The sequence below is a fragment of the Bacillus sp. ChL18 genome (assembly GCF_026241425.1).
In the GTDB taxonomy this organism is placed as follows: Bacteria; Bacillota; Bacilli; order Bacillales; family Bacillaceae; genus Bacillus; species Bacillus velezensis.
In genome coordinates, this window is record NZ_JAPHWE010000001.1 from 668,416 (window position 1) to 688,439 (window position 20,024).

General features: G+C 47.2%; 24 protein-coding genes and 1 riboswitch. Of the genes, 23 read left to right on the forward strand and 1 reads right to left on the reverse strand.

Features of this window, described 5'->3' with window-relative positions:
- Nucleotides 1–5 precede the first annotated feature (5 nt).
- From xerD to lysA, 15 genes are all read left to right on the forward strand, one after another.
- Complete coding sequence (gene xerD / locus OQ477_RS03410; protein WP_265971384.1) at nt 6–896, forward strand: site-specific tyrosine recombinase XerD; 891 nt, start codon at nt 6–8, stop codon at nt 894–896.
- A 168-nt stretch (nt 897–1,064) separates the two neighbouring features.
- Nucleotides 1,065–2,249 carry a phosphopentomutase gene (gene deoB / locus OQ477_RS03415; RefSeq protein WP_015417748.1) on the forward strand — a complete coding sequence of 395 codons (1,185 nt, stop codon included), beginning with the start codon at nt 1,065–1,067 and terminating at the stop codon, nt 2,247–2,249.
- A gap of 11 nt (nt 2,250–2,260) precedes the next feature.
- Complete coding sequence (locus tag OQ477_RS03420; RefSeq protein WP_007409407.1) at nt 2,261–3,079, forward strand: purine-nucleoside phosphorylase; 819 nt, start codon at nt 2,261–2,263, stop codon at nt 3,077–3,079.
- A 136-nt stretch (nt 3,080–3,215) separates the two neighbouring features.
- On the forward strand, nt 3,216–4,385 hold the full coding sequence (locus tag OQ477_RS03425; RefSeq protein ID WP_265971386.1) for a D-alanyl-D-alanine carboxypeptidase family protein: 1,170 nt from the start codon (nt 3,216–3,218) through the stop codon (nt 4,383–4,385).
- 95 nt (nt 4,386–4,480) lie between these two features.
- Nucleotides 4,481–4,834, forward strand: coding sequence for an anti-sigma F factor antagonist (spoIIAA, locus tag OQ477_RS03430; protein WP_007409411.1), 354 nt, complete (start codon nt 4,481–4,483; stop codon nt 4,832–4,834).
- On the forward strand, nt 4,831–5,271 hold the full coding sequence (spoIIAB, locus tag OQ477_RS03435) for an anti-sigma F factor (protein WP_003153347.1): 441 nt from the start codon (nt 4,831–4,833) through the stop codon (nt 5,269–5,271). Before spoIIAA ends, spoIIAB begins: the two co-directional genes overlap by 4 nt.
- Nucleotides 5,272–5,282: 11 nt before the next feature.
- Nucleotides 5,283–6,050 (forward strand): RNA polymerase sporulation sigma factor SigF, encoded by a 768-nt coding sequence (gene sigF, locus OQ477_RS03440; protein WP_003153348.1) that lies wholly within the window; start codon nt 5,283–5,285, stop codon nt 6,048–6,050.
- 126 nt (nt 6,051–6,176) lie between these two features.
- Nucleotides 6,177–6,797, forward strand: a complete 621-nt coding sequence (locus OQ477_RS03445; protein WP_007409412.1) for a stage V sporulation protein AA — start codon at nt 6,177–6,179, stop codon at nt 6,795–6,797.
- Nucleotides 6,787–7,212: a stage V sporulation protein AB gene (locus tag OQ477_RS03450; protein WP_029326122.1), complete on the forward strand. Its 426-nt coding sequence runs from the start codon at nt 6,787–6,789 to the stop codon at nt 7,210–7,212. The genes OQ477_RS03445 and OQ477_RS03450 overlap by 11 nt, the downstream gene beginning before the upstream one ends.
- A 12-nt stretch (nt 7,213–7,224) precedes the next feature.
- On the forward strand, nt 7,225–7,677 hold the full coding sequence (gene spoVAC, locus OQ477_RS03455) for a stage V sporulation protein AC (protein ID WP_007612334.1): 453 nt from the start codon (nt 7,225–7,227) through the stop codon (nt 7,675–7,677).
- An 11-nt stretch (nt 7,678–7,688) separates the two neighbouring features.
- Nucleotides 7,689–8,705, forward strand: coding sequence for a stage V sporulation protein AD (gene spoVAD, locus OQ477_RS03460; RefSeq protein ID WP_044802121.1), 1,017 nt, complete (start codon nt 7,689–7,691; stop codon nt 8,703–8,705).
- Complete coding sequence (spoVAE, locus tag OQ477_RS03465; protein WP_007409415.1) at nt 8,706–9,056, forward strand: stage V sporulation protein AE; 351 nt, start codon at nt 8,706–8,708, stop codon at nt 9,054–9,056. It abuts the gene before it with no gap.
- Nucleotides 9,057–9,059: 3 nt separating this feature from the next.
- On the forward strand, nt 9,060–9,668 hold the full coding sequence (locus tag OQ477_RS03470; protein WP_265972413.1) for a stage V sporulation protein AE: 609 nt from the start codon (nt 9,060–9,062) through the stop codon (nt 9,666–9,668).
- Complete coding sequence (locus OQ477_RS03475) at nt 9,622–11,103, forward strand: spore germination protein (protein WP_038459025.1); 1,482 nt, start codon at nt 9,622–9,624, stop codon at nt 11,101–11,103. Before OQ477_RS03470 ends, OQ477_RS03475 begins: the two co-directional genes overlap by 47 nt.
- A 124-nt stretch (nt 11,104–11,227) precedes the next feature.
- The gene (gene lysA / locus OQ477_RS03480; protein ID WP_265971394.1) at nt 11,228–12,547 is read left to right on the forward strand and encodes a diaminopimelate decarboxylase; all 1,320 of its coding nucleotides are present in this window, start codon (nt 11,228–11,230) and stop codon (nt 12,545–12,547) included.
- Nucleotides 12,548–12,591: 44 nt separating this feature from the next.
- Here the strand turns inward: lysA and OQ477_RS03485 are convergent, their stop codons facing one another.
- The gene (locus OQ477_RS03485; protein WP_022553018.1) at nt 12,592–13,491 is read right to left on the reverse strand and encodes a DUF1002 domain-containing protein; all 900 of its coding nucleotides are present in this window, start codon (nt 13,489–13,491) and stop codon (nt 12,592–12,594) included.
- 284 nt (nt 13,492–13,775) lie between these two features.
- Here OQ477_RS03485 and OQ477_RS03490 point away from each other — a divergent pair, with 284 nt between their 5' ends.
- The 8 genes from OQ477_RS03490 (at nt 13,776) to ribE (OQ477_RS03525) (ending at nt 19,946) form a co-directional block, all read left to right on the forward strand.
- The gene (locus OQ477_RS03490; RefSeq protein WP_003153363.1) at nt 13,776–14,207 is read left to right on the forward strand and encodes a peptidylprolyl isomerase; all 432 of its coding nucleotides are present in this window, start codon (nt 13,776–13,778) and stop codon (nt 14,205–14,207) included.
- 149 nt (nt 14,208–14,356) lie between these two features.
- Complete coding sequence (locus tag OQ477_RS03495) at nt 14,357–14,848, forward strand: CcdC protein domain-containing protein (RefSeq protein WP_015240128.1); 492 nt, start codon at nt 14,357–14,359, stop codon at nt 14,846–14,848.
- Between the two features lie 81 nt (nt 14,849–14,929).
- On the forward strand, nt 14,930–15,505 hold the full coding sequence (gene lepB / locus OQ477_RS03500) for a signal peptidase I (protein WP_032861567.1): 576 nt from the start codon (nt 14,930–14,932) through the stop codon (nt 15,503–15,505).
- A gap of 246 nt (nt 15,506–15,751) precedes the next feature.
- Nucleotides 15,752–16,096, forward strand: a complete 345-nt coding sequence (locus OQ477_RS03505; protein ID WP_265971400.1) for a hypothetical protein — start codon at nt 15,752–15,754, stop codon at nt 16,094–16,096.
- Nucleotides 16,097–16,216: 120 nt separating this feature from the next.
- A riboswitch (FMN riboswitch) is annotated at nt 16,217–16,363 on the forward strand.
- Between the two features lie 131 nt (nt 16,364–16,494).
- A complete protein-coding gene (ribD, locus tag OQ477_RS03510; RefSeq protein ID WP_265971402.1) occupies nt 16,495–17,610 on the forward strand; it encodes a bifunctional diaminohydroxyphosphoribosylaminopyrimidine deaminase/5-amino-6-(5-phosphoribosylamino)uracil reductase RibD in 1,116 nt (371 codons plus the stop codon).
- Entirely contained in the window at nt 17,591–18,238 is a 648-nt protein-coding gene (gene ribE, locus OQ477_RS03515) for a riboflavin synthase (RefSeq protein WP_265971403.1), read from the forward strand. Before ribD ends, ribE (OQ477_RS03515) begins: the two co-directional genes overlap by 20 nt.
- 14 nt (nt 18,239–18,252) lie before the next feature.
- Nucleotides 18,253–19,449, forward strand: coding sequence for a bifunctional 3,4-dihydroxy-2-butanone-4-phosphate synthase/GTP cyclohydrolase II (locus OQ477_RS03520; RefSeq protein ID WP_265971404.1), 1,197 nt, complete (start codon nt 18,253–18,255; stop codon nt 19,447–19,449).
- A 32-nt stretch (nt 19,450–19,481) separates the two neighbouring features.
- Nucleotides 19,482–19,946: a 6,7-dimethyl-8-ribityllumazine synthase gene (ribE, locus tag OQ477_RS03525; protein ID WP_003153372.1), complete on the forward strand. Its 465-nt coding sequence runs from the start codon at nt 19,482–19,484 to the stop codon at nt 19,944–19,946.
- Nucleotides 19,947–20,024: the final 78 nt, after the last annotated feature.

A 20,024-nucleotide genomic window follows, 5' to 3' on the forward strand; every position in this document is an offset into this window, starting at 1 on the left:
CAAGAGTGAAGGATCAAATTAAGGATTTCATCCATTATGTGAGGGTTGAAAGAGGGCTGTCCCAAAATACGATGATGTCCTATGAGCGTGATCTGAAAAGTTATTCTCTCTTCTTAACTGAAAGCCTTCAGATCACTTCATGGAATGATGTGACCCGTCTTCATATTATTCAATATTTAAAGCATATAAAGGACTCCGGGAAATCCGGCAAGACGTCTGCGAGGCATTTGGCGTCAATCCGGTCTTTTCATCAATTTCTGTTAAGGGAAAAAGCCGCGGATAAAGATCCTTCGGTACATATTGAAACACAAAAAACAGAGCGGACGCTTCCGAAAGTATTGGCGCTTCACGAAGTTGAGCGATTATTGGACACGCCTAAGCTTGACAGCCCGTTCGGTCTCAGGGATAAAGCCATGCTTGAACTGCTGTACGCGACCGGCATCAGGGTCAGCGAGATGATCGAGCTGAAATTAACCGACGTCCATTTGACGATGGGATTTGTCCGCTGCTTCGGAAAAGGGCGGAAAGAGCGGATTGTGCCGATTGGTGAAGCCGCTTCTCATGCGATAGAAGCATACATTGAAAAAGCCAGAGGGAAATTATTAAAGAAAAACGTAACCGAAGCGCTTTTTCTGAATCATCACGGCAGGCAGATCAGCCGTCAAGGTTTTTGGAAAAACCTGAAAAAAATCGCACTTGAAGCGGGGATTAAAAAAGAGCTGACACCGCACACGCTTCGGCACTCTTTTGCAACGCACCTGCTCGAAAACGGGGCGGATCTGCGCGCCGTGCAGGAGATGCTCGGACATGCCGATATTTCCACGACGCAAATTTATACGCATGTGACGAAAACAAGGCTGAAGGACGTGTACAAACAGTATCATCCGCGCGCTTAGGAGCCGCTGCCAGAGGGGCCGCGGCTTTTTTTGCCGGATTGGCGGAATACAGAGAAGGTTCTAATTATTTGAATCGGCATTGTCAACAAGAATGTAAACGGTTTATACTTGAGTTGTCTGACCTCTGTAAGCTACAATGGACAGATGGAAGAAAAGGAGGTTTTTATGATGTCTGAATACAAATATAACCGGGTATTTTTGATCGTAATGGATTCTGTCGGAATCGGTGAAGCGCCGGACGCCGCCGATTTTAATGATATAGGCGCAAATACGCTCGGACACATCGCAGAGCACATGAACGGCTTACATATGCCCCATATGGCGCAGCTCGGTCTCGGACTGATCGGAGACATTAAGGGCGTGGAAAAAACGGAGCACCCTCTTGCGTACTACGGAAAAATGCAGGAGGCGTCAAACGGGAAAGATACGATGACGGGACACTGGGAGATTATGGGCCTCTACATTGAAAAACCGTTTAAAGTGTTCCCGGAAGGATTTCCGGATGAACTTCTTCAGGAACTTGAGCGGCGTTCAGGGCGGAAAATCATCGGAAATAAGCCGGCTTCAGGCACGGCAATTCTGGACGAGCTCGGAAAAGAACATATGGAAACGGGTGCGCTGATCGTTTATACATCAGCAGATTCCGTCCTGCAGATTGCGGCTCACGAAGATGTCGTTCCGCTTGACGAACTGTACAGCATCTGTGAAACGGCCAGAGAACTGACGCTTGATCCGAAGTACATGGTCGGCCGGATTATCGCAAGACCGTTCGTCGGAGAACCGGGCAGCTTCAAACGCACGCCGAACCGTCATGATTATGCGCTCAAACCGTTCGGCCGCACGGTAATGAACGGAATGAAAGACAGCGGATTAGACGTCATTTCCATCGGCAAAATTTCTGATATTTATGACGGAGAAGGCATTACATCTTCCCGCCGCACGGTATCTAATATGGATGGCATGGACAAAGTGATTGAAACGCTCGGTGAAGAGTTCACGGGCCTGAGCTTTGCCAATCTCGTTGATTTTGACGCGCTGTACGGACACCGCCGCGATCCGGAAGGGTACGGAAAAGCGCTCGAGGAATTCGATGCGAGGCTTCCGGAAGTGTTTGAGAAAATGAAAGAAGACGATCTGCTTATCATCACTGCGGATCACGGCAATGATCCTGTCCATCACGGCACGGATCACACGAGGGAGTATGTGCCGCTTCTTGTGTACAGCAAAAAGCACAAACACACTGAACAGCTGCCGCTTGCGGATACATTTGCCGATATCGGGGCAACCATTGCGGATAATTTCAAAACGGAAAAGCCGGAATACGGAAAAAGCTTTTTATCAAGATTACAGTAGGGGGACTTTTTTTGAAACAAAAAATCGAACGTGCTGCTGCATTTATTAAAGAACACGTGAAAGAAACACCAAAGATCGGTCTGATTTTAGGGTCAGGGCTCGGCGTATTGGCCGATGAAATTGAAGGGGCTGTCAAGCTTACATATGAAACGATCCCTGATTTTCCGGTCTCAACGGTAGAAGGCCATGCCGGCCAGCTTGTGATGGGAACGCTTGAAGGTGTGCAGGTCATCGCGATGCAGGGCCGCTTTCATTACTATGAAGGCTACTCAATGGATCAGGTCACATTTCCCGTCCGCGTGATGAAGGCGCTCGGCGTTGAATCCCTTGTCGTGACGAACGCAGCCGGCGGTATCAACACTGAATTCCGCGCCGGCGATCTGATGATTATTACAGACCACATCAACTTTACGGGCACCAACCCGTTAATCGGGCCGAACGAAGCTGAATTCGGACCGAGATTCCCGGACATGTCAGAAGCCTATGACAAAGAGCTGTCAGGCTTGGCTGAAAAAACGGCCGATGAGCTGGGCATTCCTGTTCAAAAAGGGGTGTATACAGCTGTTACGGGGCCGTCTTACGAAACGCCTGCAGAAGTTCGGTTTTTAAGAACGATGGGTTCTGACGCTGTCGGCATGTCGACCGTGCCGGAAGTCATCGTCGCCAACCACGCGGGGATGCGCGTGCTCGGCATCTCATGCATTTCCAACGCGGCGGCAGGTATTCTTGACCAGCCGTTATCACATGAAGAAGTAATGGAAATGACGGAAAAAGTAAAAGGCGGCTTTTTGAAGCTTGTAAAAGCCGTAGTCGCACGTTCTCAAAAATAAGTCAGCATCAGTCAGCTGTTTCTTCGGAAGCAGCTGTTTTTTTGTGCCCTCAACACGAAACATTTTCCAGATGAGGCGTATAAAACCACCGGATTTGGAAAAAATAAAAAGGATTATGAAATGGAGGGCTTTGGAGATGAAACGTCTTATATCCACTTTGTTGATTGGCATTTTATTAACGGCATCAGCACCGTCCGCTTTTGCAAAGCCGGACGGAAAACATACATCGGAGCTCGCTCATGAAGCCAAAAGCGCCGTGCTGATTGAACGCGATACGGGAAGCATTCTTTATAACAAGAACAGCCGGGAGCGTCTGGCGCCGGCAAGCATGACAAAAATCATGACCATGCTTTTAATCATGGAAGCGCTTGACAAAGGGAAAATAAAGATGAGCGATAAAGTCAGGACGAGTGAACATGCCGCGTCCATGGGCGGATCACAGATTTTCCTTGAACCCGGAGAAGAAATGACGGTAAAAGAAATGCTCAAAGGAATTGCGATAGCTTCCGGAAATGACGCATCTGTCGCAATGGCGGAGTATATCGCCGGTTCAGAAGAGGATTTCGTTAGCCGGATGAACAAAAAAGCAAAAGAATTGGGATTGAAAGATACCTCCTTCAAAAACCCGACGGGACTGCCCGAAAAAGACCATTACAGCTCTGCTTATGACATGGCGAAAATGGCGAAGGAATTATTAAAGTATGATAAAATCACTCAATTTACGGGAACGTATGAGGATTATTTAAGAGAAAATACAGACAAAAAGTTCTGGCTCGTCAATACAAACCGGCTGATCAAATTTTATCCCGGTGTAGACGGCGTGAAGACGGGCTTTACAGGCGAAGCAAAGTATTGTTTAACCGCCACCGCTAAAAAAGGAAATATGAGGGTCATTGCTGTCGTTTTCGGAGCCAGCACTCCGAAAGAAAGAAATGCCCAAGTGACCAAAATGCTTGATTACGCCTTCAGCCAGTTCAAAACACACCCGCTGTACAAACGGGATCAAATCGTCGGAACGGTAAAAGTGAAAAAAGGAAAAAAGAAACTGATCAAGCTGACCACATCTGAGCCGATTTCTCTTCTGGCCAAAAAGGGAGAGAACATGGACAAAGTAAAAAAAGAAGTGAAAATCAAAGGCAATGTAACGGCTCCGGTTAAAAAAGGAGAGGTGCTCGGCAGCCTCGTTCTGAAAAAAGACGGAAAGGTGCTCGTTAAAAGCCCGGTCACGGCAAAAGACGACATGGAAAAAGCGGGTTTTCTCACTTTTCTGAAGCGGACGATGGGAGATTGGACAAAATTTAAATAATCGTGGCGAACGGGCACTAGTTTTGTCATAGTGAAGGAATTGCTTTCCCGAAAATCGAAACACTCATTATCCGATCATATCAAGGAGGAATGAGCATGAGCCTTGGAATTGACTTTCATGTCAAAGAATCCGTGCTTTGTATTCGATTAACAGGTGAACTCGACCATCATACGGCAGAATCATTAAAACAAAAGGTTACTGAATCGCTGGAGGCTGACGGCATCCGTCACATCGTGCTGAACCTTGAAGATCTTACCTTCATGGACAGCTCCGGCCTCGGCGTGATTTTAGGGCGTTATAAACAAATTAAACAGCTCGGCGGAGAAATGGTCGTGTGCGCGATTTCGCCCGCGGTGAGACGTCTGTTTGACATGTCCGGCCTGTTTAAAATCATCAGGTTCGAACAATCAGAACAAAAAGCGCTTTTAACGTTGGGGGTGGCATCATGAAAAACGAGATGCATCTTGAATTTTCAGCCCTCAGTCAGAACGAATCGTTTGCGCGCGTAACAGTTGCTTCTTTTATCGCACAGCTCGACCCGACGATGGATGAGCTGACGGAGATCAAGACCGTCGTATCAGAAGCGGTAACAAACGCAATCATCCACGGCTATGAAGAAAACTGCGACGGAAAGGTGTACATCTCCGTTACGCTGGAGGATCATGTCGTCTATCTGACCATACGTGATGAAGGCCTCGGGATCACGGATCTTGAGGAAGCGCGCCAGCCGCTCTTTACGACAAAACCCGAGCTTGAGCGCTCCGGAATGGGCTTTACCATTATGGAAAACTTCATGGATGATGTCACGATTGATTCCTCGCCGGAGATGGGAACGACGATACGCTTAACAAAACACCTATCAAAAAGCAAAGCGCTTTGTAATTAAGGAGATTTGTTATGGATGTGGAGGTTAAGAAAAACAGCAAAAACGCGCAGCTCAAGGACCATGAAGTCAAAGAATTAATCAAAAAGAGCCAAGAGGGCGACCAGCAGGCAAGAGACCTCCTCATAGAAAAAAACATGCGTCTTGTGTGGTCCGTCGTTCAAAGGTTCTTAAACAGAGGCTATGAGCCGGACGATCTGTTTCAGATCGGCTGTATCGGATTGTTAAAATCCGTTGATAAATTCGATTTGTCCTATGATGTCCGTTTTTCAACTTATGCCGTGCCGATGATTATCGGAGAAATCCAGCGCTTCATCCGCGATGACGGAACCGTCAAAGTATCAAGATCTTTAAAAGAGCTCGGCAATAAAATACGCCGGGCGAAAGATGAACTGTCAAAAACATACGGAAGAGTGCCGACCGTCCAGGAAATCGCGGACCATTTAGAAATTGATGCGGAGGATGTGGTGCTTGCGCAGGAAGCGGTGCGGGCGCCTTCATCCATTCATGAGACCGTGTATGAAAATGACGGAGACCCGATCACCCTGCTTGATCAGATCGCCGATCATTCAGAAGAGAAGTGGTTTGACAAAATCGCCCTCAAGGAAGCGATCAGTGATTTGGAAGAACGGGAAAAACTCATTGTCTATCTGAGATATTATAAAGATCAGACACAGTCGGAAGTAGCCGAACGGCTCGGGATTTCCCAAGTCCAGGTATCGAGGCTGGAGAAAAAAATATTAAAGCAGATTAAAGTGCAGATGGATCATACGGAAAGCTGACCTTTTACGGGCCGGCTTTTTTTATTTGTGTATCGGTGGTAATTTATGGTCTTTTGCCGCTGATGAATGAGAACAAAAGTGAACCACATACTACATATATAACCACCCGAAAGATGGTGATGCAAGATGGAAAGACGAATATTTCTCAGACTTCGCCACCGCGTGAAGGCTCATACCGGAGATATCATCACAATCGGCGACGCCGCGCAGATCGCGGGACAGCAAAAGCTGAAAAAAAAACTGTCGGCACTGCCGCTGTATAAGGTCACGAAAAAAGACAAAAATATCGTCGTGCTGGACATCATAAAAGTGCTGAAAACCATTCATACCGCTTTTCCCGCTCTTGATGTACAGACCGTCGGCGGCGCTGAAACGATAGTGGAAATCCATTACCAAAAAAAGCAGCTGTCAGCCGTTTTATTCGTCGGTGTCTGGCTCCTGCTTTTTATCGGTTCATGTCTTGCCATTATGAATTTTCATGAAGATGTCAGTATGAGAGAAGTTCATATCGCCTTATATGAAATCATAACGGGCGAACGGAATGAATATCCGTATCTGCTTCAGATTCCATACAGCATCGGCCTCGGTCTCGGTATGATCGTCTTTTTTAATCACATCTTCAAAAAACGCCTGAATGAAGAGCCAAGCCCGCTGGAAGTCGAGATGTTTAATTATCAGCTTGATCTCGATCACTATGTCGCAATGCACGAAAATGAAGAGACGATGAAAGATCTGCATGATCGTTAGCATTCTTTTCGTTATATTTGTCGGGCTTGGCGGAGGGCTGACCGTGGGTGCGGGCTTTGTGGCTTTTTTAACCGTTATGGGAATCGTCCCCCGCCTTATGCAGCTGACAAAAACAATGCGCTTTGTACAGGCCTACGAAGGAGCTGTTATTTCAGGAGCTGTGTTCGGCGGCTGGGAAACCTTAAATATGAATCATTTTTTTTTATCTGAATGGCTGGCCGTTCCGGTCGGGCTTTTGGCCGGCATGTTTGTCGGCATGCTGGCCGCCGCGCTTACAGAAGTGCTGAATGTGCTTCCCATTCTTGCCAAACGGATCGGCTTCGGCAGCAAAATCATCATATTGCTGATGGCCATTGTGTTCGGCAAAATAGCCGGCTCTTTATTTCATTGGCTGTATTTTATCCATCATTCATAAGGAGGAAACGACGTGACAAACTTAAAAGAAAATTACAAAACAAAAGTGAAAGACTATCAGCCGAAACCGCCATATGTTTGGAATTGCGTCAAAGCCTTTCTGATCGGCGGTTTGATCTGTCTGATCGGGCAGGCTCTTCAAGACTTTTACATCCACTTTTTTAATTTCAATGAAAAAACAGCGGGCAATCCGACGTCCGCCACTCTTATTTTAATTTCCGCCCTTTTGACCGGATTCGGTATTTATGACAGACTCGGGCAGTTTGCCGGAGCGGGTTCAGCCGTGCCGGTGACGGGTTTTGCAAACAGTATGACAAGCGCCGCTCTGGAACACAGAAGTGAAGGACTCGTGCTCGGGGTAGCGACAAACATGTTTAAATTGGCGGGAAACGTCATTGTATTCGGCGTCGTGGCAGCCTATATCGTAGGTCTGATACGGTTTGCTTGTGAAAAACTGTTTTCGTAGGAGGAGAAAAAATGAAATTGACCGGAAAGCAAACCTGGGTATTTGAAAACCCGTTATTTGTAAATTCGGCGGGGACGGCCGCCGGACCGAAAGAAAAAGACGGCCCGCTCGGTTCGCTGTTTGATAAGACATACGATGAAATGCACTGCAATCAGAAAAACTGGGAAATGGCGGAACGTCAGTTAATGGAAGATGCCATCAACTCCGCTTTGCAAAAACAGAATTTGAAAAAGAGCGATATTGATTTGTTACTCGCGGGGGACCTTTTAAATCAAAATGTGACCGCCAACTACGTCGCCAGACATCTGAAAATTCCGTTCCTCTGTCTGTTCGGCGCCTGTTCGACTTCAATGGAAACGATTGCCGTCGCATCCGCGCTCATTGACGGCGGTTTTGCGAACCGAGCGATCGCAGCCACGAGCAGCCATAACGCGACGGCAGAACGGCAATTCCGCAATCCGACGGAGTATGGCGGGCAAAAACCGGATACCGCCACTTCAACGGTCACGGGGGGCGGGGCGGTCATCATCAGCCAAAACCCTTCTGATATCAAGATTACAAGCGCAACAGTGGGAAAAGTAAGCGACCTCGGAATAACAGATCCGTTCGATATGGGATCCGCCATGGCGCCCGCTGCCGCCGACACAATCAAACAGCACCTGCAGGACTTAAACCGCACGGCGGATGATTATGATCTGATTTTAACGGGTGACCTTTCAGGTGTCGGCTCGCCGATCGTGAAAGATTTGCTCAAAGAAGAAGGCTATCCTGTGGGAACGAAACACGATGACTGCGGTCTTCTCATCTATACGCCGGACCAGCAGGTGTTTGCGGGCGGAAGCGGCTGCGCCTGCTCTGCGCTTGTTACGTACACACATATTTTTAATCAATTAAAAGCAGGGACCCTAAACAGGGTACTCGTTGTCGCGACAGGAGCGCTTTTAAGTCCGACAATGATCCAGCAGAAGGAAACCATTCCGACCATCGCGCACGGTGTGGTATTTGAGCGGGCGGGAGGTGCATCATAAATGGAATATCTGTTGGCTTTTGTTTGCGGGGGAATCATATGCATTATCGGTCAGCTGCTGCTTGACATTTTTAAACTGACACCCGCCCATGTGATGACAACTTTTGTCGTCATCGGCGCCTTGTTAGATGGGTTCGGAATATATGACAAATTTATCGAATTCGCGGGTGCGGGCGCGACGGTTCCCATCGTCAGCTTCGGTCACAGCTTATTGCACGGCGCCATGCATCAAGCTCACGAGCATGGATTTATCGGGATCGCCATGGGGATTTTTGAACTTACTTCCGCCGGTATATCTTCAGCGATTTTATTCGCATTTCTTGTAGCCGTTATTTTTAAACCGAAAGGATAATGCCTGATGACGAAACGGAAGGTCATTCTTGTGACAGACGGGGACGTATACGCCGCCAAAACAATTGAATATGCCGCGGAAAAAGCAGGCGGACGGTGTATTTCCCAATCAAAGGGCAATCCGTCAACGAGAAGCGGGCCCGAACTTGTTCAGCTGATTAAAGCCGCGCCGAATGACCCGGTGTTTGTCATGTTTGACGATTCAGGCCTGCAAGGGGAAGGGCCGGGCGAAACGGCGCTGAAATATGTTGCCTCACATCAGGACGTTGAAGTGATGGGGGTGATTGCGGTCGCTTCTAAGACCCATCAGGCTGAATGGACGAAAGTCGATGTCTCCATTGACCGTGATGGAGAAGTGACGGAGTTTGGCGTCGATAAAACCGGAATGAGAGAAATGGACGAGCACAGAATGAACGGAGATACGGTGTATTGTCTGGATAAATTGGACGTTCCCCTCATTGTGGGCATCGGCGACATAGGAAAGATGGGGAGAAAAGATGACATATCTAAAGGCTCGCCGATCACGATGAAGGCGGTCGAATTCATTTTAGAAAGGAGCGAAAGCCATGCCGGAAAAACCGGAAAACATGATCAAGGTGTACCGGGATCCTAGAAAAAATGAACAATTTTTTAAAGACCGCGTCGGTATGGGAACGAGCTATGATGTCGGCGTCCGCAAAGTTCGAGTATTAGACCGGGAAGTCCAGATTTACTTTGTCAACGGATTAACCGATACTTTGTTTATCATTCATTTAATGGAACAGCTCGTCGACATCAATAATTATGACGAGAATGCGGATGAAGCGATTGATGTTGTTGAAAACAGGCTTGTCAATCAGCAGGTCCAAAAAGTCAAAACGCTCGACGAAGTAACGGATCAGGTGCTTTCCGGACTTGTCGCCGTTATCGTTGAAGACGCAGGCTTCGCCTTTATCGTTGACGTCAGAAGTTACCCCGGACGCACACCAGAAGAACCGGATACGGAAAAGGTCGTCCGCGGAGCAAGAGACGGTTTTATCGAAAATATCGTCATTAATACAGCATTGATCAGAAGACGAATCAGGGACGAAAGGCTCCGCGTCAAAATTACGAAAGTCGGCGAGCGCTCTAAGACCGATCTTGCGATTGTGTATATAGAGGACATCGCGGACCCGGACCTTGTCAGCATCGTCGAAAACGAAGTGAATGCGATTGACATTGACGGATTGACGATGGCTGATAAAACGGTGGAAGAATTCATCGTCAAACAGGGCTACAACCCGTTTCCGATGGTCAGATACACGGAGCGGCCGGATGTGGCCGCCAATCACATTTTGGAAGGGCACGTCATCATCGTCGTTGATACGTCACCGAGCGTGATCATAACGCCGACAACGATTTTTCACCATGTTCAGCATGCGGAAGAATACAGGCAGGCGCCTTCAGTGGGAACATTTTTAAGATGGATCAGGTTCTTCGGTATTATCGCTTCAACGGTCCTGCTTCCGATCTGGTTCCTCTTTGTTCTTGAACCGTCTCTTCTGCCTGAAAGATTGGATTTTATCGGTTTAAATAAAAATACGCATATCCCGATCATTCTGCAAATCTTTTTGGCTGATTTGGGGATTGAGTTTCTCAGGATGGCCGCGATCCATACGCCGACCGCTTTATCCACCGCCATGGGTCTGATTGCGGCGGTGCTGATCGGTCAAATCGCCATAGCGGTGGGGCTGTTTTCAGCAGAAGTGATTCTGTACGTATCAATCGCTGCCATCGGATCATTTACCACGCCGAGCTATGAGCTCAGCCTCGCCAATAAAATGATACGCCTCATCTTAATGGTGCTCGTGGCCATTTTCCAAGTGAAAGGCTTTGTGATAGGCTTTACATTGCTGCTGATCATAATGGCGAATATCCGCTCGTTTCACACGCCGTATTTATGGCCGTTTTTACCGTTTAACGGCAAGGCGCTGTGGCAGGTGCTCGTCCGGACGACAGTGCCGGGAGCGAAAGTCAGACCGAGCATTGTTCACCCGAAAGACCGTCAAAGACAGCCAAGCGGTTCATAATCGCATTGAAACCGACAGAAGATTATGATATTGTATGTCTTAACTTATACGGGACTTGTATAAGGACAGCTCAAAAGAAGCTGTCCTTTTCACCCATATGCGGATCAGAAAGAGGGAATGAGCATTGTTCTTACATGGCACAAGCAGACAAAACAAACTAGGTCATTTGGAAATCGGAGGTGTGGACGCGCTGTATTTAGCGGAGCATTACGGCACGCCTCTTTATGTTTACGATGTGGCTTTAATACGTGAGCGCGCTAAAAGCTTTAAACGGGCATTCATTGACGCGGATTTAAAGGCGCAGGTCGCGTACGCGAGCAAGGCGTTTTCTTCTGTTGCGATGATACAGCTCGCTGAGCAGGAGGGGCTCTCATTGGACGTTGTATCCGGCGGAGAGCTGTTTACGGCGGTTGCGGCTGGTTTTCCGGCTGACAGGATTCATTTTCACGGCAATAACAAAAGCGAAGAAGAGTTGAAAATGGCACTCGATCATCAAATCGGCTGCATTGTCGTTGATAATTTTCATGAAATATCCTTACTCGCGGAACTGTGCCGCAAATCAGGGCGCACAATGGATGTGCTTCTGCGCATCACTCCGGGGGTAGAGGCGCATACGCATGATTATATTACGACGGGACAGGAAGATTCCAAATTCGGTTTTGATCTGCATAACGGGCAAATAGAAAAGGCGATTGAACAAGTATTACAGTCAGACCATATCCGCCTTCTCGGCGTTCACTGCCACATCGGATCACAAATTTTTGATACGGCGGGCTTTGTGCTGGCCGCAGAAAAAATCTTCGCAAAACTGAATGAATGGAGAGAATCATTCGGCTTTGTCTCTGAAGTGCTGAATTTAGGGGGCGGCTTCGGCATCCGCTACACGGAGGAAGATGAACCCCTTCATCCCGCCGTTTATGTGGAAAAAATTATCGAAGCGGTAAAAGAAAACGCAGCGCTGCACGCTTTTGACATTCCGGAGATCTGGATTGAACCGGGACGCTCGCTCGTCGGAGACGCCGGAACGACGCTTTATACCATCGGTTCGCAAAAAGAAGTGCCCGGCACCCGTAAATATGCAGCGGTTGACGGGGGCATGAGCGATAATATCCGTCCTGCGCTGTATCAGGCGAAATATGAAGCCGTATCGGCAAACAGAATCGGAGAACACCACGACAAAACGGTATCCATCGCGGGTAAGTGCTGTGAAAGCGGTGATATGCTCATTTGGGATATAGATCTTCCGGAAGTGAAAGAAGGCGATCTTCTCGCCGTTTTCTGCACGGGAGCGTACGGATACAGCATGGCTAACAACTACAACCGCATTCCGCGTCCCGCCGTCGTTTTTGTGGAAGACGGCGAAGCGCATCTTGTCATAAGAAGGGAGACTTATGAAGACATTGTAAAACTGGATCTGCCGTTTAAGGCGGGGGTCAAACAATAAATAAAAAAGAGACCGGAACAATGGCGTCCGGTCTCTTTTTGCATTCAGCTGTTAGAACTTGATCCGCTGTCTCCTGTAAATACAGACACGATCGCATTCCAAATCGAAGCGAAGAAATCAATGACTTTTTGAACAAAGCTTTTGCCTTCATCGGATTGAATGAACTTCGTGATTTTGTCTTTTGCCTTATCGAGCTGGCTGCCGACTTGGCCCCAATCAATCTTGGCATTTTTCATTTTATTAAACAATGAAACGAGCTGGTCTTTTTGAGCGTCAGTCAGTGTAATGTTAAGGTTTGAAGCCGCATCATCAACCTTTTTCTCGATTCCTTCTTTTGTATCGGGCACACCGTTTTTCGCGAAATCATCTTTAATGTTTGCGATGAGCGCGGAGGCGTTTTTATCCCCGATTTTATCCCCGAGATCTGATGTCGTAACAAGCTCTTGGTTGGCGACCTGTTTTACATCTTCTGAAATCGCTTTGTCTGATGAGACTTCATATGCCTTGATGATTCCCGTTAATGCTGCGGTGCCTGATACCTCAAACGGCGCCGTCACGTATACTTTCGCATCTTTCACTCCTGCTGTCATCAGGGCGTTTAAGTACATTTCATCCGTGATGGAATCGATATTATGGGTCTTAACGTCAAGACCGGACCCTTTCTTTGCCACCGTGATGGATGATGAAGAGATGGCTCTTGTGCCGATTTGGGCATTCGATATATATTTTCCCAGATATTCATGTTCTTCTTTATTCGTGACCGTCACTTTTGTCGCGTTATCAGGGACATTTAATTCGTCAAGCACTTTCTGACGGTTTTCGTTTGACAGATCCGCCCCCAGTGTGACGATGACATCTCCGACTGCGGCATCGGCCAGGCTGATTTTCGGTATTGTGCACAATACAACGGCCGCCGCCAGCAATCCAATCCACATTTTTTTCAAAGCGGTTAACCTCCTTCTTTTCACAAATGCCGTTTTGAAGCGGTTTGTGAGGGCCTGCGTGAAGCAGTTCCGATACATAGACGGCTGTGAAGCTGTTCTGGTTTCATTTTCTTTCTGCGGAAGCGGGGAGATTCGTTTTCCGGCTGAAGGTGTGGTATAATAGCCGCGAAAAGAAGAGCAGAGGCCTCTTCCTTCAAAAGAATATCAAAAAGAAAGCCGGCTTACAATTGAAATTCATATTGAAGAAGGCTTTGACAAAAAACAATACGGAAGTAGGAATGAGAATGAAAACTGGTTACATCGAAATGGAAAACGGCAGCAGAATCGAATTTGAACTTTATCCGAATGAAGCGCCTAATACAGTCGCTAACTTTGAAAACCTGGCGAATACGGGCTTTTATGACGGCGTTATTTTCCACCGCGTGATTCCGGGCTTTGTCAGCCAAGGCGGAGATCCGACTGGGACAGGCATGGGCGGAAGCGGAAAAACGATCAAATGTGAAACAGAAGGCAATCCGCATAAGCACGAAGCCGGTTCTTTATCAATGGCGCATGCCGGTAAAGACACGGGTTCAAGCCAATTCTTCATCGTACATGAGCCGCAGCCGCATTTAAACGGCGTTCATACTGTATTCGGAAAAGTGACAAGCGGTTTAGAGCATGCGAAAAACATGTCTAACGGAGACAAAATGAAGGAAATCCGTGTAGAAGGATAATGACGGAAAACCCGCCTTTTTCAGGCGGGTTTTTTTATGTATATGAAAATTCTCATGTGTAAATCATGAAAAATTACATATATGAACGATAGCAGTTCCTCTGGTATAGTGATAAAGACCGATTACAACAATGAAAAGAGGTAGAAACGTTGGTTCAATTGGCAACCGTTTTATTTGTCATTATTATTCTCGCACTTATTATTTGGTTCAGGGTGAAAAAGGGGAACAGGCCGATTAAAGGCGGCGGCTTCGGCATCATTCTCCCGCTTTTAATTATCGCCGTCATTTTTACATTCAGCATCAGCCAGCTCATGAATATCCCGGGAAAGCCGTTTCATTTTCCCGCTCTTTGGGAGCTCGCCATCGCCGGACTGTTAGGCGCGGTATTCGGCGTCATCATGCTGTCGCAAACCGCCTATGAAATCCGGGAAGACGGCTTTGTCTACTCCAAGCGGAATAAAAACTTTAAATATGTCATTATCGCGATTATTGCGATCCGTATCGTGCTCAGCCAATATTTCAAAAACATTGACGCTGCGGAATTCGCCGTTTTAACGATGGAACTTGCTTTTGTGTATTTGTGCATTTGGCGGATCGGAAGCTTTGTGAAATACCGTAAAATCAGCAGATCCGGCTTATAAAATGAAAAAAATGGGATGAGGTGCGGGGCTTATTTGCCCTCTGTGCAGGGATTCATGGTAAAATAAAAACGACCATGGCTAATGGGAGGAAATCACTTGAAATCAGAAAAAGAAAAAACTTCTAAAAAAAGCGCCGTACTTGATTGGGCGAAAGCCATTATCATCGCTGTCGTTCTGGCACTGCTCATCCGAAACTTTTTATTTGCCCCTTATCTCGTTGATGGAAGATCAATGGATCCGACGCTGCATGACCGCGAGAGAATCTTTGTCAATATGACGGTCAAATACATAAGCGACTTCAAACGCGGCCAGATCGTCGTTCTGAACGGAGAAAACGAGCACTATGTCAAACGGATTATCGGACTCCCAGGCGACACGGTGCAAATGAAAAACGATCAGCTGTACATCAACGGCAAAAAAGTGTCCGAACCGTATTTAGCGGCAAACAAGCACAAGGCGAAGCAAGACGGCTATGACCGTCTGACAGAAGACTTCGGCCCGGTGAAGGTGCCGGACGACAAATATTTCGTCATGGGTGATAACCGCAGAGAATCTATGGACAGCCGCAACGGCCTCGGTCTTTTTACGAAAAAACAAATAGCGGGTACTTCAAAATTCGTCTTCTTCCCGTTTAACGAAATTCGCAAGACGAAATAAACCGTACAGGCAGTTTTCTTATAAGAAAACTGCTTTTTTATATAAATTTATCTTTCCACCCTCAAAAACAGAACATAAATTCGTATATCTATTTAATAGATAGAAAGTTTTACAGATACATGAAACATCTTCCCTTTATGAAACGTTATATGAATAACTCACGCAGGGAAGAACGGTTTTCTATTCATGAAAAAAAGGAATATGACATAGTAATGAATAGATTGATACGGGCTGGAGGTAGAAAAAATGGGAAGAATTAAAACAAAAGCAGCCATTTTACTTGTACTGCTGCTGTTATTGGCGGGCGGTTATATGGTCATAAATGATATTGAACTGAAAGACGTGCCGACTGCAATCGGACAAACCCTGTCCCAGGAAAAAGAAGAATATACAGTCAAAACATATAAAATTACGAAAATCGAAGGAACTGAGTACCACGGTACGGCAGATAACGGCACAAAAATTATTTTTAACGGCGATAAGCTGAAGCAGGATCTCTCCGATGTGAAAAAGGGAGATAAGATTAAAGCGTATTTCAGCAAATCAAACCGGATTGACGGCTTATTGAAGGTCGTCAAAGTGAACGAATAAATAAAGGCGCCCTTTTATGAGAAAAGGGCGCTTTTTATTTTTCTGAATAATTAGGTGCAAATTCATTGCGCCTGCCGCAAAGGATGTTATAATAGCGGATAAGGACAAAAAAATATTGATTGTATCCTTCGGGGCTGGGTGAAAATCCCGACCGGCGGTAATAAGGCGTTTTGCGCTTTACAGCCCGTGACCCGTATGCATCTGTATACGGTGGATTCAGTGAAAAGCTGAAGCCGACAGTGAAAGTCTGGATGGGAGAAGGATGAGAGAAGCTATGCAAAAAATAAACTTACTGTATAGTCTTATTTCCTATGGATTAAAACTGGCAAAGCCCCGAATTGTGTAAACATTCGGGGCTTTTTTGACGCCAAATTGCGTGGAAGAAGGGAGGGATAACGATGGAAGAATATTATATGAATACGGCAATAGAACTTGCCAGACGCGGTGAAGGACAGACACAGTCCAATCCTCTTGTCGGCGCTGTCGTCGTCAAAAACGGACAGATCGTCGGAATGGGCGCCCATTTGCAATACGGAGAAGCGCATGCCGAGGTTCACGCGATTAATATGGCCGGCAGACACGCAAAAGGCGCCGATTTGTATGTGACGCTGGAGCCTTGCAGCCATTACGGAAAAACACCGCCATGCGCCGAACTGATAATAAAGTCGGGGATAAAAAGGGTGTTCATCGCGGTGAAAGATCCGAATCCGCTTGTAGCCGGAAAAGGCATCGGAATGCTGGAAGCAGCGGGCATCGAAGTGAAAACCGGACTTCTCAGGCAGCAGGCAGAAGAGCTGAATAAAATGTTTCTTCACTTCATGCGGACCGGACTTCCGTATGTCACCTTGAAAGCGGCCGCGAGCCTTGACGGGAAAACAGCGACTGAAACCGGTGACAGCAAATGGATTACATCAGAGGCGGCAAGGCTTGATGCCCAGCAATACAGGAAATCGCATCAAAGCATTCTTGTCGGAGCAGGCACAGTCAAAGCCGATAATCCGAGCCTGACCTGCAGGCTTCCTGATGCGGTGAAGCAGCCGGTCAGAGTGATTCTCGATACAAAGCTGACCATTCCTGAAACGGCAAATGTGCTCACTGACGGCGCTGCGCCGACATGGATATTTACGGCCAAAGGTGCAGACGTGCAAAAGAAAGACCGGCTGACCGCACTCGGAATAAAAGTTATTCCGCTGGAAACAGACCGCATTCACGTCCCTGAGGTGCTCAGTATTCTTGCTGAAAACGGCATAATGTCCGTTTATGTGGAAGGCGGAGCATCCGTACACGGAAGTTTTGTCAAGGAAGGCTGTTTCCAAGAGCTTCATTTCTATTTCGCCCCTAAATTAATCGGAGGAACGCTTGCTCCCAGCTTGATCTCCGGTGAAGGTTTTCAATCAGTGAAAGATGTCCCCCATTTACAATTCACACAAATCACCCAAATCGGGCCGGATATAAAACTGACGGCCATACCTAAAGATGGAAAGGATGGTGACGATGTTTACAGGAATCGTTGAAGAAACAGGCACGATCCAAGCAATCAAAAAGACAGGCCTTTCCATGGCATTAACCATCGCCGCTTCAAAAGTGACAAGTGATGTGAAACTTGGCGACAGCATTGCGGTAAACGGCATCTGCCTGACCGTAACCGGATTTTCTGACAATCAATTTACGGTTGATGTCATGCCGGAAACAGTGAAAGCCACTTCGCTGAACGGCTTGTCAAAAGGCAGTAAAGTAAACCTGGAAAGAGCGATGTCCGCCAACGGACGGTTCGGCGGCCACTTTGTATCAGGGCATGTGGACGGAACGGCGGAAATTACGCGGATCGAGAAAAAAAGCAACGCGGTCTATTACGATTTAAAACTTTCGCCGGAATTGACAAAAACGCTCGTATTGAAAGGTTCAATTACGGTAGACGGAGTGAGCCTGACGATTTTCGGTTTATCAGACGAAAGCGTAACGGTATCCATCATTCCGCATACCATCTCAGAAACGATTTTTCAGACGAAAACAGTCGGATCGACCGTAAATATTGAGTGTGACATGATCGGCAAATACTTATACCGCTTTTTTCACAAAACAGAACAAACGAAAAGCAATCAAACTATCACGGAAGCCTTTTTAAGCGAGAACGGCTTTTAGAAAGGAAGATCGATATGTTTCATCCGATAGAAGAGGCGTTAGAGGCGCTGAAAAAAGGTGAAGTCATCATTGTTGTCGATGATGAAGACAGAGAAAACGAAGGAGATTTCGTAGCGCTGGCTGAGCATGCCACGCCGGAAGTGGTTAATTTTATGGCGACCCATGGGAGAGGCCTGATCTGCACGCCGCTGTCTGAAGACATCGCCGGCCGGCTGGATCTTCACCCGATGGTCGATCATAATACGGACTCACATGAGACCGCGTTTACGGTCAGTATTGACCACAGGCTGACAAAAACGGGCATCAGCGCGCAGGAACGATCCTTTACCATTCAGGCGCTGTTGAACGAAGAATCTGTGTCTGACGATTTTCAGCGTCCGGGCCACATTTTCCCCTTAATCGCAAAAAAAGGAGGCGTCCTGAAGCGGGCCGGCCATACGGAAGCAGCCGTTGATCTTGCAAAAGCCTGCGGATTTCAGGGGGCGGGCGTCATTTGTGAAATTATGAATGAAGACGGCACAATGGCCAGAGTGCCGGAGTTAGCCGAAATCGCCGAACGCCACCAGCTGAAAATGATTACGATAAAAGACTTAATAGAGTACCGTTACAACATTACGACACTTGTGAACAGAGAAGTTGATATTACGCTGCCGACTGACTTCGGCACGTTTAGGGTTTACGGATATACAAACGAGGTTGACGGAAAAGAACATCTCGCCTTTGTCATGGGGGATGTCCCGTTTAACAGCGAACCCGTTCTTGTCAGAGTGCACTCAGAATGCCTGACGGGCGATGTGTTTGCATCCCTTCGCTGTGATTGCGGACCTCAGCTTCATGCCGCGCTTGCGCAAATTGCTGAAGAAGGCCGCGGCGTTCTATTGTATTTGCGCCAGGAAGGCAGAGGAATCGGTTTAATCAATAAGCTGAAGGCGTACCGATTGCAGGAACAAGGGTATGACACGGTTGAAGCGAACGAAGCGCTCGGCTTTCTGCCTGATCTGCGCAACTACGGCATCGGCGCCCAGATTCTCCGCGACTTAGGGGTTCAGCATATGAAACTTTTAACCAATAACCCCCGGAAAATCGCCGGCCTCGAAGGATACGGTCTCAGCATTTCAGAACGGGTGCCGCTTCAAATGGACGCGAGTGAGCATAACAAGCAATATTTACAGACCAAAATGAAAAAACTTGGACATCTGCTTCATTTCTAAAAACAAATCTCACAAAAAAGGATGGATAACATATGAATATCATACAAGGAAACCTAGTAGGAACAGGACTTAAAATCGGAATCGTCGTCGGCAGATTTAATGAATTTATAACGAGCAAGCTGTTAAGCGGAGCGGAAGACACGTTGCTTCGCCACGGTGTAGAATCAAACGACATTGACGTCGCTTGGGTGCCGGGAGCGTTTGAAATCCCGTTTGCGGCAAAGAAAATGGCGGAAACGAAAAAATACGATGCCGTCATTACGCTCGGCACGGTTATCAGAGGAGCGACAACGCATTATGACTATGTCTGCAATGAAGCGGCAAAAGGCATTGCCCAGGCGGGAACGGCGACAGGCGTCCCGGTTATCTTCGGCATCGTGACGACTGAAACCATTGAGCAGGCCATCGAACGAGCCGGAACAAAAGCCGGAAATAAGGGAGCGGATTGCGCAGTATCTGCCATTGAAATGGCAAACTTAAACCGTTCATTTGAATAATTTGTTGAAAAGCGTTTAAAACAGCGGCGAAAATGATATAATGTGAGGAAACGGATCGCCTTTATGTATCCGTTTGAT

What these genes read in the sequence shown, in the direction of transcription:
- deoB (WP_015417748.1), top strand. Translation starts at nt 1,065, where the DNA reads ATGTCTGAATACAAATATAACCGGGTATTTTTGATCGTAATGGATTCT.
- OQ477_RS03425 (WP_265971386.1), top strand. Translation starts at nt 3,216, where the DNA reads ATGAAACGTCTTATATCCACTTTGTTGATTGGCATTTTATTAACGGCA.
- spoIIAA (WP_007409411.1), top strand. Translation starts at nt 4,481, where the DNA reads ATGAGCCTTGGAATTGACTTTCATGTCAAAGAATCCGTGCTTTGTATT.
- spoIIAB (WP_003153347.1), top strand. Translation starts at nt 4,831, where the DNA reads ATGAAAAACGAGATGCATCTTGAATTTTCAGCCCTCAGTCAGAACGAA.
- sigF (WP_003153348.1), top strand. Translation starts at nt 5,283, where the DNA reads ATGGATGTGGAGGTTAAGAAAAACAGCAAAAACGCGCAGCTCAAGGAC.
- OQ477_RS03445 (WP_007409412.1), top strand. Translation starts at nt 6,177, where the DNA reads ATGGAAAGACGAATATTTCTCAGACTTCGCCACCGCGTGAAGGCTCAT.
- OQ477_RS03450 (WP_029326122.1), top strand. Translation starts at nt 6,787, where the DNA reads ATGATCGTTAGCATTCTTTTCGTTATATTTGTCGGGCTTGGCGGAGGG.
- spoVAD (WP_044802121.1), top strand. Translation starts at nt 7,689, where the DNA reads ATGAAATTGACCGGAAAGCAAACCTGGGTATTTGAAAACCCGTTATTT.
- spoVAE (WP_007409415.1), top strand. Translation starts at nt 8,706, where the DNA reads ATGGAATATCTGTTGGCTTTTGTTTGCGGGGGAATCATATGCATTATC.
- OQ477_RS03475 (WP_038459025.1), top strand. Translation starts at nt 9,622, where the DNA reads ATGCCGGAAAAACCGGAAAACATGATCAAGGTGTACCGGGATCCTAGA.
- OQ477_RS03490 (WP_003153363.1), top strand. Translation starts at nt 13,776, where the DNA reads ATGAAAACTGGTTACATCGAAATGGAAAACGGCAGCAGAATCGAATTT.
- lepB (WP_032861567.1), top strand. Translation starts at nt 14,930, where the DNA reads ATGGGAGGAAATCACTTGAAATCAGAAAAAGAAAAAACTTCTAAAAAA.
- OQ477_RS03505 (WP_265971400.1), top strand. Translation starts at nt 15,752, where the DNA reads ATGGGAAGAATTAAAACAAAAGCAGCCATTTTACTTGTACTGCTGCTG.
- ribD (WP_265971402.1), top strand. Translation starts at nt 16,495, where the DNA reads ATGGAAGAATATTATATGAATACGGCAATAGAACTTGCCAGACGCGGT.
- ribE (WP_265971403.1), top strand. Translation starts at nt 17,591, where the DNA reads ATGTTTACAGGAATCGTTGAAGAAACAGGCACGATCCAAGCAATCAAA.
- OQ477_RS03520 (WP_265971404.1), top strand. Translation starts at nt 18,253, where the DNA reads ATGTTTCATCCGATAGAAGAGGCGTTAGAGGCGCTGAAAAAAGGTGAA.
- ribE (WP_003153372.1), top strand. Translation starts at nt 19,482, where the DNA reads ATGAATATCATACAAGGAAACCTAGTAGGAACAGGACTTAAAATCGGA.